Raw genomic sequence first — 11,534 nt, forward strand, 5'->3', positions numbered from 1 at the left:
ACGCCCCGGGGGGCCCCCCCCCCGGGCCGGCCCCCCGGCCCCCCCCCGGGCCGCCCGCCACGACCGCAGCGTACCCGCCGACCAGCCGCGTGCCGACTTCACCCACTGGGCGATGGCCGACATTCCGGCAGACCTCCGCGGGATCGAAGAAGCCAGCTGCAGCGATGGCTTCACCGCCAAGGGCAAGCCGCAGCCGGCCGGCCCGGCCGGTGCGCGCCAGGGCCTGAACGATTTCACCGGCTGGTTCGCCGGCAATCCGGACATGGCCGGCCAATACCTGGGCTACGACGGACCGTACCCGCCGTTCAACGACGAGCGCGTGCACCGTTACTTCTTCCGCCTGTTCGCGCTGGACGTGGCCACGCTCGATCTGCCCACGCCGTTCACCGCCGCCGACGTGCACAAGGCCATGCACGGCCACGTGCTGGCCGAAGCCGCGTTGCACGGCACGTACACGCTCAACCCGGCGTTGGCGTAAAAAAAAGCCGCCCGATCAATCATCGGGCGGCACAGTGCATCGGTAGCGCCAGCCGTTGGCCGGCCCACGCAATGCCGGTCACTTCTCGATCGCAGACTCCACGACCATATCCAGCACATACGCCTTCGACGACGCATCGGCCGGCGGGTTGGCCACGTTGAAGCGCTTCACCCGCAGCACGTTGCGCGTGCCCGCTTCGTGCGTATAGCCCTCGATCACGTCGTAGAAGTTCTCGAACGCGCCCGGCGTGCCCTGCTTGAGCCCCTTGTCGTCGAAGTGGATCTCACGGGTCTGCAGGCACTGCTTGTCGCGGATCATCGGGTGCGGGCACGGCTTGGTCTGCGCGGCCACCTCGATGAAGATCGTCTCGCCCGGGCCGCCGAAGCGGGTTTCGGCGGTCGGCTGCGGGCTGAACACCAGCACGTCACCGCTGGCGGTGCGCAGGGTCAACTGGCCTTCGCCGCCCAGTTCGGTCTTCAGCGCGCCTTCCAGCCGCGAGCCCACCGCCTGGTCCAGCGCCATCAGCGCCTTGTCGGTGCAGGCCATCATGGTCGAGGCCATCGGCGAAACGGTCAGCGTGCCGTCGGCCAGGGTGTAGCCCCCGCCCATGCGGTTGCAGGTATTGCTGACTGCCAGGCGGCCATCGATGAAGTCCAGCGTGACCGGCTTGTCGGCGCGCGCGAACAGCGCATCGATGCGCTTGCCGGCGCTGTCGGTGGCGCTGTCGAGCACCCAGTGGTTGCCCTGCAGGCGCTGCACGTCCAGGTGCGCGGCGGCCTTCTGGTCGGCCGCAGCGGTCGGGGCCGGGGCCAGCTCGTCGCGGCCGGTGCCGGGGGCCTGGCTGGAGGGGTTGCTGCACGCGGCCAGCAGGGCCAGCGGCAGGATCAGCATCAGGTTGCGGGTGGTTTTCATGGACATCTCCTTGGGAACCCGGGGAATAACGTGGGAGCACCCCGGGTGGGGTTGCGGCGGCGCGGCGCTGTTCAGTTACCAGCAGGCAGGAACAGCAGCAGGCCCGCGCCGAGTGCGATCCGGTAGAACGCAAACGCCGTGAAGCGGTGGGCCTTGATGTAGCCCAGCAGCCACTTCACTACGACGAAGCCGGTGATGACGGCGGCAACGAAGGCCACGCCCACGTCGGTCCAGTTCTCGGTGGCCAGCTTGCCGTCCTTGGCAAGTTCCAGGAACGCGTAGCCACTGGCAGCGAACATGGTGGGAATGCCCACCAGGAACACGAATTCAGTGGCGGCCGCACGCCGGCTCAGGCCGAACAGCATGGCGATGAAGATTGCCGCCGCCGACCGCGAGGTGCCCGGGAACACGCCCGCCACCACCTGCGCCAGGCCGACCAGCACCGCCACCTTCCAGGTCACCTCGTCGCGGTCGGGCAGGCGCGCGGTGCGCGCTTCCACCAGGATCATCCAGATGCCGCCGATGATCAGCGCCCACGCCACCGGGGTCACCGTCTCGGGCAGCTCCCAGCCGGCCAGCCGCACCGGCAGGCCTACGATCGCGGTGACCAGGAACGCGGTGCCCAGCTTGAGCACGTAATCGCGGTTGGCGCGCTCGTGCAGGCCGGTGGCCAGCGTCCACAGCCGCTGGCGGAACACCAGGGTGATGGCCAGGATCGCGCCGGCCTGGATGATGATGTTGAAGAAGTCCGAGCGTGCGCCCAGCCAGTGCTGGGCGATCAGCAGGTGGCCGGTGCTGGAAATCGGCAGGAATTCGGTAAGGCCTTCAAGGATGCCCAACAGCAGGGCGGAGAACAGATCGGACATCGGCGGGCAGTGGCTCGAAGGTAGCGCCGGGCCATGCCCGGCTGGATCGGTGGGTACAACCGGGACGTTGCCGGCTGCGCGTCTGGCAAATCATAAAACAACAACGTCCGCACCAAATGTGTGCACGGTGCGGCCATTGCACCGCAATGGTGCGCCGCGTTCAGCGTCCATCCGGGTGCACGCCGTGTGAAATCAACCACTTGTGCGCTGCAAAAAGTTGGCACGGGGATTGCTCTATCCACACAGGCAATCACCCATCTGAGGTTTCACCGATGTCCGTGGAAAATGTTGAGAAGCTGATCAAGGACAACCAGATCGAGTTCATCGACCTGCGTTTTGTCGACATGCGCGGTGTGGAACAGCACGTCACCTTCCCGGTCAGCATCGTGGAACCGTCGCTGTTCGAAGAAGGCAAGATGTTCGACGGCAGCTCCATCGCCGGCTGGAAGGGCATCAATGAGTCCGACATGGTCCTGCTGCCGGACCCGGCCAGCGCCTACGTCGACCCGTTCTACCAGCACCCGACCCTGGTGATTAGCTGCGACATCCTCGACCCGGCCACCATGCAGCCGTACGGCCGCTGCCCGCGCGGCATCGCCAAGCGCGCCGAGGCCTACCTGAAGTCCTCCGGCATTGCCGAACAGGCCTTCTTCGGCCCGGAGCCGGAGTTCTTCATCTTCGACTCGGTCCAGTTCGCCAACGACATGGGCAACACCTTCTTCAAGATCTCCTCCGAAGAAGCCGCCTGGAGCACCGGCGACAAGTTCGACGGCGCCAACAGCGGCTACCGTCCGGCCGTCAAGGGCGGCTACTTCCCGGTGCCGCCGACCGATTCGCTGCACGACCTGCGCGCTGAAATGTGCAAGACGCTGGAACAGGTCGGCATCGAAGTCGAAGTGCAGCACCACGAAGTGGCCACCGCCGGCCAGTGCGAAATCGGCACCAAGTTCAGCACCCTGGTGCAGAAGGCCGACGAACTGCTGCGCATGAAGCACGTCATCAAGAACGTCGCCCACCGCAACGGCAAGACCGCCACCTTCATGCCCAAGCCGATCGTCGGCGACAACGGCAGCGGCATGCACGTGCACCAGTCGCTGTCCAAGGGCGGCACCAACCTGTTCTCCGGTGATGGCTACGGCGGCCTGAGCCAGATGGCGCTGTGGTACATCGGCGGCATCTTCAAGCACGCCAAGGCCATCAATGCCTTCGCCAACTCGGGTACCAACAGCTACAAGCGCCTGGTGCCGGGCTTCGAAGCCCCGGTCATGCTGGCCTACTCGGCCCGCAACCGTTCGGCCTCGTGCCGCATTCCGTGGGTGTCCAACCCGAAGGCGCGCCGCATTGAAATGCGCTTCCCCGATCCGATCCAGTCCGGCTACCTGACCTTCACCGTGCTGATGATGGCCGGCCTGGACGGCATCAAGAACCAGATCGACCCGGGCGCACCGAGCGACAAGGACCTGTACGACCTGCCGCCGGAAGAAGAGAAGCTGATTCCGCAGGTGTGCTCCAGCCTGGACCAGGCCCTGGAAGCGCTGGACAAGGACCGCGAGTTCCTCAAGGCCGGTGGCGTGATGACCGACGACTTCATCGATGGCTACATCGCGCTGAAGATGCAGGAAGTGACCCGCTTCCGCGCCGCCACGCACCCGCTCGAATACCAGATGTACTACGCCAACTGAGCAACAGGTGGCGATGCCGAAGGACTTCCCTCCCACCTTCGTCATCGCCACCGCTTCACCCATGCGGTCCGGCTGGGGAGCCGCACCGCATCTGCTTCATGCAACACCAGGGGCAAGAGAGACCGGACGCGCAGCATGGGCCCTTCCTCCCTCCCGCGTCACCGGCGTGGTCCATGCAACGTTCGGCGCAACAACGGGGGGCCATGTGCAAGTGGCCGCCGGTTGACCTGACATCGGCCTGCACTGCAGGCCGGTTCCATCCACCATCGGGACATGCGCATGAAACTGATCTCCGCCATCATCCGGCCGTTCAAGCTCGACGAGGTCCGCGAGGCCCTCTCCGATGCGGGCGTGTCGGGCATCACCGTGACTGAAGTAAAAGGCTTCGGCCGCCAGAAGGGCCACACCGAGTTGTATCGCGGCGCCGAATACGTCGTGGATTTCCTGCCCAAGATCAAGATCGAAACCGTGGTCACCGACGAACGCCTGGACGCGGTGGTTGAAGCGATCCAGAACGCGGCCGGCACCGGCAAGATCGGCGACGGCAAGATCTTCGTCACCGCCGTTGAACAGGTCATCCGCATCCGCACCGGCGAATTCGGCGCGGACGCGCTCTAACCCCACTCGGAGCCCACAATGAAGACTTCCTTGTTCACCGGGTGGCAAGCCCGGTTCCACGCCGTGTGCCTGCTGATGCTGTTCAGCGCACTCGCCGTCGGCGCGTTCTCCGGTACCGCACACGCCCAGGCCCAGGTCAGCCCGGCACCGTCGGAAACGGTGGCCGTTGAACCGCTGCCCACCGCCGAAGCCGCCGCGCCGGCCGCCGCCGTTGCCGAAGCAGAGGCCGCGCCCACCTACGACCGTGGCGATGTGGCGTGGATGCTCACCTCCACCCTGCTGGTGCTGTTGATGGTGGTGCCGGGCCTTGCGCTGTTCTACGGCGGCCTGGTCCGCTCCAAGAACGTACTTTCCGTGCTCAGCCAGATCCTGGTGGTGTTCTCGCTGGTGCTGATGCTGTGGGTGGCCTATGGCTACAGCGCGGTGTTCAGCGAAGGCAACCAGTTCTTCGGCTCGTTCACCCAGTTCGCGTTCCTCAAGGGCTTCACCCCGGATTCGGTGGGCAACACCCCGATCAAGGGCCTGCCCGATTACCTGTTCGTCGCCTTCCAGTCCACCTTCGCCGGCATCACCACCGCGCTGATCGTCGGTGCGTTCGCCGAACGCATCAAGTTCAAGGCGGTGCTGCTGTTCTCGGCGCTGTGGTTCACCCTGAGCTACATCCCGATGGCCCACATCGTGTGGGGCGGCGGTTACCTGGGCGCGATGGGCGCGATCGACTTCGCCGGTGGCACCGTGGTGCACATCAACGCGGGCGTGGCCGGCCTGGTCGCCGCGTACTTCGTCGGCAAGCGCATCGGCTACGGCCAGACCGCCCTGAAGCCGCACAACGTGCCGTTCACCTACATCGGCGCGATGCTGCTGTGGGTGGGCTGGTTCGGCTTCAACGCCGGTTCCGCCGCCGCCGCCGATACCGTGGCCTCGCTGGCCTTCATCAACACCATCCTCGCCACCGCCGCTGCGGTGCTGGGCTGGACCCTGGTGGAAGCGGTCAGCAAGGGCAAGCCGTCCGCGCTGGGCGCGGCCTCCGGCGCGGTGGCCGGCCTGGTCGGCATCACCCCGGCCTGCGGCACCGTCGGCCCGCTGGGTGCGATCGTGATCGGCCTGGTCACCGGCGTGGTCTGCGTGTGGGGCGTTACCGGTCTCAAGCGCCTGCTCAAGGTCGATGACACCGCCGACGTGTTCGGCGTGCATGGCGTGGGCGGCATCGTCGGCGCGCTGCTCACCGGTGTGTTCAGCGCGCAGTCGCTGGGCGGCACCAAGGCCGACCTCGATATCGGCCACCAGGTGTGGGTGCAGCTGGTCAGCGTCGGCTTCACCATCGTCTGGTGTGCCGTGGTCACCGTGGCGATCCTGCTGGTGGTGCGCCTGGTGTTCGGCCTGCGCGTGACCGAGGAAGCTGAGCGCACCGGCCTGGATGTCACCTCGCATGGCGAGTCCGCCTACGAGGTCTGATCGACGTGTAATCGACGTTGCACATTGACGTCACTGCCGGCGGCCTTCGGACCGCCGGTTTTTTTTGGGTGCACCCTGACGCACAATCAGGCCATGCGCCGAATCCGCCTTCCGATTGTGTTGCTCGCTGCCCTCCTGCTTGCCGCGTGCGCCAGCACCGATGTGCGCAGTCCGCTGGCCACCTGGGTGCCGTCGCCGAACCACAACGTGCGCAACCCGGTCATCATCGTGTTGCACCACACCGACCAGGACAGCGTGCAGCAGAGCCTGTACACCCTGCGCACCGCCAACAGCGGCGGCAAGGTCAGTGCGCACTACCTGGTGGGCTCGGATGGCCACCTCTACCAGTTGGTGGCCGACAACCGCCGTGCCTGGCACGCGGGCGGCGGCCGCTGGGGCACCATTACCGACCTCAACTCAGCCTCGATCGGCATCGAGATCGACAACGATGGCAGCAGTCCGTTTGCCGCCGACCAGATTTCCGCACTGATCCGCCTGCTGGACGATCTGTGCACGCGCCTGAACATCCCGCGCAGCCAGATCATCGCCCACGCCGACCTGGCACCGGCCCGCAAGCAGGACCCCAGCCGCCACTTCCCGTGGCAGCAGCTGGCCGAAGCCGGTTTCGGGGTGTGGCCGCGCGCCAGCGATGGTCCTGCGCCGGAAGGCTTCGACCCATGGCTGGCGCTGGAGGCCTTCGGCTACCCGCTGGACGACCGTGCCGCCGCAGCCGGCGCCTTCCACCGCCGTTTCCGTGGCCGCGACGACCTGCCGGGCACCCTCGACGCCGAAGACGCCCGCATCCTGCATTCGCTGCTTCAGCAACGCCTACCTACAATCAACCGCTGACACCGCCCACAACGAGCAGCCATGAAGGCCAAGCGCATCACCGCCGCACTCAAGCACCCCGCCTTGACCCTCCTTGGCCTGTCCCTGCTCACCGCCTGCAGCGTCAGCACCCCCAAGCCTGATGCACCGCCGTCTACCAGTCCCGCCACCTACGCCAAGGCCGACTGGAAAGCACTCCCCGCCGTCAGCGACAGCGACCTGCAGGCCGGCTTCGGCGCCTGGCGCAGCGCCTGCCCACGCCTGAAGACCGATGCCACCTGGGCGTCCACCTGCGCGGCCGCCGCGAACGTTGCAATCAACCCAACGGCCATCCACCAGTTCCTGCAGGACCACCTGGAGGTCTACTCGCTGCGTGCTGGCGGCCACCGCGCCGACGGCCTGATCACCGGCTATTACGAGCCGGTGTACAGCGGCAGCCTCACTCGGACCACCAAGACGCCGGTACCGGTCTACGGCGTACCGACCGACATGGTCAGCGTGCAGCTTGATGAGCTCTACCCCGAACTCAAGGGCAAGCGCCTGCGCGGCCGCGTGGAGGGCCGCGTGCTCCGCCCCTACGACGACGCGGCGAAGATTTCCGCCAAGGGCGTCAACGCGCCCGTGCTGGCCTGGCTGTCCAACCCGATGGACCTGCAGTTCCTGCAGATCCAGGGCTCGGGCCGCATCCGCCTGGACGACGGCCGCCAACTGCGCATTGCCTACGCCGACCAGAACGGCCACCCCTACCGCCCGATCGGCCGCTGGCTGGTGGCGCAGGGCGAGCTGAAGAAGGAAGACGTCACCATGGACGCCATCCGCGCCTGGGCCGACGCACACCCGCAGCGCGTGACCGAGCTGCTGGCCAGCAACCCCAGCTATGTGTTCTTCACCAAGGGGCCGGACGGCGACGAAGGCCCGCGTGGCTCGTTGAACGTGCCGCTCACCGCCGGCTACAGCGTCGCGGTGGACCGCACCGTGGTGCCGCTGGGCAGCCTGCTATGGCTGTCCACCACGCGCCCGGACGGCAGCCCGGTGGTACGCCCGGTGGCCGCGCAGGACACCGGCGGCGCCATCGCCGGCGAAGTCCGCGCCGATCTGTACTGGGGCACCGGCGATGCCGCCGGCAAGCTGGCCGGGGACATGAAGCAGAAGGGCAACCTATGGCTGCTGTGGCCGAAGGGTGCCGCCCTGCCCACCACTACGGCCGCTGGCGGCTGAGGACAGACCCATGGCGATCTTCTACGTAGTGGTCGGCGTGATGGTGCTGGAGATCGTGCTGCAACTGGCTTGGAGCCCGTTCTACTTCGGAACGGGCATCCGCCTGTTCAACGAGCGCATTCCCGCCACCGCGGAGATGCGCCACCGACTGGTGCTGAACTGCCTGGAGCGCGACGTGGCCACGTCGGACTGGATGCCGATGGTATTCCGTCCATTGCCGGATGGCCGCACGGCATTCCGCGAAAGCTTCTTCACCAGCTTCACCGGGCGCTACTACCCGGTAATGCGCGGCTTGGTGGTGGTGGACGCCAGGCGCAGCCAGGTACGGGTGGAAGGTATCTGCAACTGGATGACCCTGGCCATTGCGTTGCTGTGCGCGGCCATGCCGATGGTGGCCGCCTCCGCCTGGCCGATGCTGATGATGCTGGGGTTGTTCGTGTACTGCTACTTCATCCAGCGTCGCCGCTACCACGCGGTTGCCGAGGCCCTGCGCGAACAGATGCGTACCGAGCTGCCGGAAGCGATCATGCAGCTGCGGCGCAGTACCCGTTGACCCGACACCCCGCCCCCGCCAAAAGGACGTTGCCTTGGACACATCCACGTTCGTCAATCGTGCACTTGTCATCTATGGGGCGGTGGTCAGCACCGTGTTGCTGTGCGGTGCCGCCGCGTATGTCTCTTCCGATCGCTTCAAGACCATCGACGTGGAGCGCATCAACGTGCGCGAGCCCGATGGCACGCTGCGCATGGTCATTTCCAATCGGACAAGCTTTCCCGGGGCGATTGTCCAGGGCAAAGAAATGGCCCACGCGGGGCGCGCCGATACGGCCGGCATGCTGTTCTTCAACGACGAAGCCACGGAGAACGGTGGTCTGATCTTCGGTGGAAAGCGCGGTACCGATGGGAAGGTCAACGCCTTCGGTCATCTCAGCTTCGACCAGTACGAGCAGGACCAGGTGATCAATATCGACCAGACCGAACACGGGGATCGCCGCAGCGCCGGGCTGGGCATCAATGACCGGCCGGCTCAGTCACTGGACTACGCCGAGTTCGCGCGCATCGAGGCGCTGCCTGCCGGCCCCGCCAAAGACGCGGCCTACAAGCGGCTGGAAGCGCAGGGCGCATTCGGCGCCCGGCGCCTCTATCTTGGCAAAGCCGACAATGATGCGGTGCTGACGATGCGCGATGCAGAGGGGCGCAAGCGGCTGGTGTTGACGGTCACGGCAGCCGGCGATGCCTCGATCCAGTTCCTAGACGCCAAGGAGAAGGTGGTACGAACGGTTACGCCGGCCCAGTAGAACTACTGAACCCCGCGCAGTGATTATGCGCAGGCCAGGTGCGCATTGGCGGGATAGCATTCCCGCTCCTGCTTTGGATCGCGGAGAGTCGGTCATGCATGAAGGGCTGCTCAAGAGCTGGAATGCTGGGCCTACACGCCAGGCCATCATTGCCTTCGTCACACGGGTCACCCTGGAAGACGGACCCGACTACGTACCCACCGCCGCACGCATCGCCGTGTTCGACAACGACGGCTGCTTGTGGTGCGAAAAGCCCATGCCGATCCAGGCCGACTTCCTGATGCGACGCATCGCCGAACAGGCCGAGGCAGATCCATCGCTGCGCGACAGACAGCCGTGGAAAGCCGTGCATGACAGAGATCAGGCCTGGCTGGGTGACGTAATTACAAAACACTACGAAGGCGATGACACGACACTTAAAGAGATGGCAGCCGGCCTGCTGTCTGCGTACGTCGATGACGATGTCGAGGTGTTCGCCAGGAAAGCCGAGCACTTCCTGCGCACTGCACAGAACCCGTTGCTGAAGCGACCCTATCTGAAGACCGCCTATGCTCCCATGCGTGAGCTGCTCAACTATCTGGAGGCGAATGGCTTCACCAACTACATCGTGTCGGGTGGCGGTCGCGATTTCATGCGGCCGATCACCAGCGAGCTGTACGGCATTCCTCCCGAACGTGTGGTGGGCACGACCGTGACGCTGGAATACCGGGAAGACGCGGGTATCGGCAAGGTGGTACACACCTCTAAGCTGGAAGTGTTCGACGACGGCCCCAACAAGGTGGTGCGGATCTGGAGCAGGATCGGCGGCCGCCCGATCTTCGCGGCCGGAAACTCCAACGGCGACATCCAGATGCTGCAGTTCGCCACGCAGGGCGATGGGCCGTCGCTGGCACTGCTGGTCACCCATGATGATGACGAGCGTGACATCGCCTATACCTCCGGCGCCCAGAAGTCCGTGGCGCTGGCGAAGGAGCGCGGCTGGCCGCTGGTCAGCGTCCGCGATGACTGGGCCAAGGTCTTCGTGGATTAGCAGCGGACCCGATATCATCCCCACCAGAACATCTGGAGATGATGACGAGTGAGAAAGTCCATGGACGGCGTGATTCGACCCCTTGGCCGCGTAGTGTTGTTCATCGGTATGGCTATGTTCGCCTGCAGCGCCCATGCGCTCGGCGATGACGAGGCAGCCTTGCTGAAACGCGTGCAGACCGCTGCAAAAGCCGGGGATGCGAAAGCGGAATACCAGCTGGCCAATCTGTATCTCAGCGGTGCAGGTGTCCGCAAGGATGCGGCGAAGGCCGCCGCCTGGTATCGCAAGGCGGCTGACCAGGGCTACGGCCCTGCCCAATCCGAACTGGGTGCGCTCTACCTGCGCGGAATCGGCGTGCCCAAGGACGAGGCCCAGGCCGTCGTCTGGGTGCGCGAGGCAGCGGAGCAGGGCGAAGTGATTGCACAGTCCGATCTGGGCATGCTGTACCTCAATGGACAGGGCGTGGAACAAGACGACGCCCAGGCGCTGGTCTGGCTGCGCAAGGCGGCCGAGCAGGGCTCTGCCGCCGGGCAGCACAACCTTGCCAGCCTGTATCAGCGGGGCGGCGCAGGTCTCGCCAAAGACGATGATGAAGCCAAGCGGTGGTACGGCAAGGCAGCGCTGCAGGACAGATCCCAACTCGGCGTCAGTCAGTCCCGCATGGCGCTCTGCCTGTATCGCGGCGAATACGAGGTGTGGTGCAGCGAGGCCCAAAGCCCGGGAGCCTTTGGCCCCGTGGAAGATCTGGTAGCGGCCGCAGAGCGCGGCGACACCCAGGCGCAGACGCGGCTCGGCGACATCTACAGCAAAGGCATCGGGGTGCAGAAGGACGAGGCCCAGTCGTTCAACTGGTACCGCAAGGCGGCCACCGCAGGGTACGCGCCCGCACAGACGCGGCTGGGATACCTATATTCCACTGGGGTCGGCGTCGCCAAGGACGAAGACGCGAGCATCGCCTGGTACTGCGAGGCCGCCGCGCAGGGATACCGCGGCGCGCTCACCAATCTCGAAATCATGCGCATCTACGGATCGTTCAACCCAGATGAGTGTCCAGCTCGGCGCGCACTACGGTAACAGCCGTAGAGCCACGCCCTGCGTGGCTTCGCGGTCCCGAACGAAGAGCAGCCACGCAGGGCGTGGCTCTACGAT

At 65.9% G+C, this 11,534-nt stretch carries 12 protein-coding genes; 10 read left to right on the forward strand and 2 right to left on the reverse strand.

All coding sequences use genetic code 11. The features are described from left to right. On the forward strand, window positions 1-478 hold a 478-nt coding region (locus QMX79_RS17255; protein ID WP_282247834.1), incomplete at its 5' end, for a YbhB/YbcL family Raf kinase inhibitor-like protein. 78 nt (window positions 479-556) lie between these two features. On the opposite strand, the gene QMX79_RS17260 is transcribed toward QMX79_RS17255, so the two are convergent. Together QMX79_RS17260 and QMX79_RS17265 are read right to left on the reverse strand one after the other, a co-directional pair. Next, entirely contained in the window at window positions 557-1,390 is an 834-nt protein-coding gene (locus QMX79_RS17260) for an META and DUF4377 domain-containing protein (protein WP_282247835.1), read from the reverse strand. A 71-nt stretch (window positions 1,391-1,461) separates the two neighbouring features. Further along, on the reverse strand, window positions 1,462-2,256 hold the full coding sequence (locus QMX79_RS17265; RefSeq protein WP_282247836.1) for an undecaprenyl-diphosphate phosphatase: 795 nt from the start codon (window positions 2,254-2,256) through the stop codon (window positions 1,462-1,464). 272 nt (window positions 2,257-2,528) lie between these two features. Here QMX79_RS17265 and glnA point away from each other — a divergent pair, with 272 nt between their 5' ends. From glnA to QMX79_RS17310, 9 genes are all read left to right on the forward strand, one after another. Continuing rightward, window positions 2,529-3,938, forward strand: coding sequence for a type I glutamate--ammonia ligase (gene glnA / locus QMX79_RS17270; RefSeq protein WP_068848239.1), 1,410 nt, complete (start codon window positions 2,529-2,531; stop codon window positions 3,936-3,938). Between the two features lie 279 nt (window positions 3,939-4,217). Beyond that, window positions 4,218-4,556 carry a P-II family nitrogen regulator gene (locus QMX79_RS17275; protein ID WP_282247837.1) on the forward strand — a complete coding sequence of 113 codons (339 nt, stop codon included), beginning with the start codon at window positions 4,218-4,220 and terminating at the stop codon, window positions 4,554-4,556. An 18-nt stretch (window positions 4,557-4,574) separates the two neighbouring features. Then, window positions 4,575-6,011 carry an ammonium transporter gene (gene amt, locus QMX79_RS17280; protein WP_282247838.1) on the forward strand — a complete coding sequence of 479 codons (1,437 nt, stop codon included), beginning with the start codon at window positions 4,575-4,577 and terminating at the stop codon, window positions 6,009-6,011. Window positions 6,012-6,104: 93 nt separating this feature from the next. Beyond that, a complete protein-coding gene (locus QMX79_RS17285) occupies window positions 6,105-6,860 on the forward strand; it encodes an N-acetylmuramoyl-L-alanine amidase (protein ID WP_282247839.1) in 756 nt (251 codons plus the stop codon). A gap of 21 nt (window positions 6,861-6,881) precedes the next feature. Continuing rightward, window positions 6,882-8,057: an MltA domain-containing protein gene (locus tag QMX79_RS17290; protein ID WP_282247840.1), complete on the forward strand. Its 1,176-nt coding sequence runs from the start codon at window positions 6,882-6,884 to the stop codon at window positions 8,055-8,057. A 10-nt stretch (window positions 8,058-8,067) separates the two neighbouring features. After that, window positions 8,068-8,610: a hypothetical protein gene (locus QMX79_RS17295; protein WP_282247841.1), complete on the forward strand. Its 543-nt coding sequence runs from the start codon at window positions 8,068-8,070 to the stop codon at window positions 8,608-8,610. Window positions 8,611-8,692: 82 nt separating this feature from the next. Further along, complete coding sequence (locus QMX79_RS17300) at window positions 8,693-9,355, forward strand: hypothetical protein (RefSeq protein WP_282247842.1); 663 nt, start codon at window positions 8,693-8,695, stop codon at window positions 9,353-9,355. A 94-nt stretch (window positions 9,356-9,449) separates the two neighbouring features. Further along, window positions 9,450-10,385, forward strand: coding sequence for an HAD family hydrolase (locus QMX79_RS17305; RefSeq protein WP_282247843.1), 936 nt, complete (start codon window positions 9,450-9,452; stop codon window positions 10,383-10,385). Between the two features lie 60 nt (window positions 10,386-10,445). After that, window positions 10,446-11,459, forward strand: a complete 1,014-nt coding sequence (locus tag QMX79_RS17310; protein ID WP_282247844.1) for a tetratricopeptide repeat protein — start codon at window positions 10,446-10,448, stop codon at window positions 11,457-11,459. The last annotated feature ends 75 nt before the right edge of the window (window positions 11,460-11,534 follow it).

It is taken from the genome of Stenotrophomonas sp. PS02300 (genome assembly GCF_029959395.1).
GTDB classification, from domain to species: domain Bacteria; phylum Pseudomonadota; class Gammaproteobacteria; order Xanthomonadales; family Xanthomonadaceae; genus Stenotrophomonas; species Stenotrophomonas maltophilia_AD.

Excerpts from the sequence above, each read along its gene's own strand:
- QMX79_RS17275 (WP_282247837.1), top strand. The coding sequence starts at position 4,218 with ATGAAACTGATCTCCGCCATCATCCGGCCGTTCAAGCTCGACGAGGTC.
- QMX79_RS17285 (WP_282247839.1), top strand. The coding sequence starts at position 6,105 with ATGCGCCGAATCCGCCTTCCGATTGTGTTGCTCGCTGCCCTCCTGCTT.
- QMX79_RS17305 (WP_282247843.1), top strand. The coding sequence starts at position 9,450 with ATGCATGAAGGGCTGCTCAAGAGCTGGAATGCTGGGCCTACACGCCAG.
- QMX79_RS17290 (WP_282247840.1), top strand. The coding sequence starts at position 6,882 with ATGAAGGCCAAGCGCATCACCGCCGCACTCAAGCACCCCGCCTTGACC.
- glnA (WP_068848239.1), top strand. The coding sequence starts at position 2,529 with ATGTCCGTGGAAAATGTTGAGAAGCTGATCAAGGACAACCAGATCGAG.
- QMX79_RS17310 (WP_282247844.1), top strand. The coding sequence starts at position 10,446 with ATGGACGGCGTGATTCGACCCCTTGGCCGCGTAGTGTTGTTCATCGGT.
- QMX79_RS17295 (WP_282247841.1), top strand. The coding sequence starts at position 8,068 with ATGGCGATCTTCTACGTAGTGGTCGGCGTGATGGTGCTGGAGATCGTG.
- amt (WP_282247838.1), top strand. The coding sequence starts at position 4,575 with ATGAAGACTTCCTTGTTCACCGGGTGGCAAGCCCGGTTCCACGCCGTG.
- QMX79_RS17265 (WP_282247836.1), bottom strand. The coding sequence starts at position 2,256 with ATGTCCGATCTGTTCTCCGCCCTGCTGTTGGGCATCCTTGAAGGCCTT.
- QMX79_RS17260 (WP_282247835.1), bottom strand. The coding sequence starts at position 1,390 with ATGAAAACCACCCGCAACCTGATGCTGATCCTGCCGCTGGCCCTGCTG.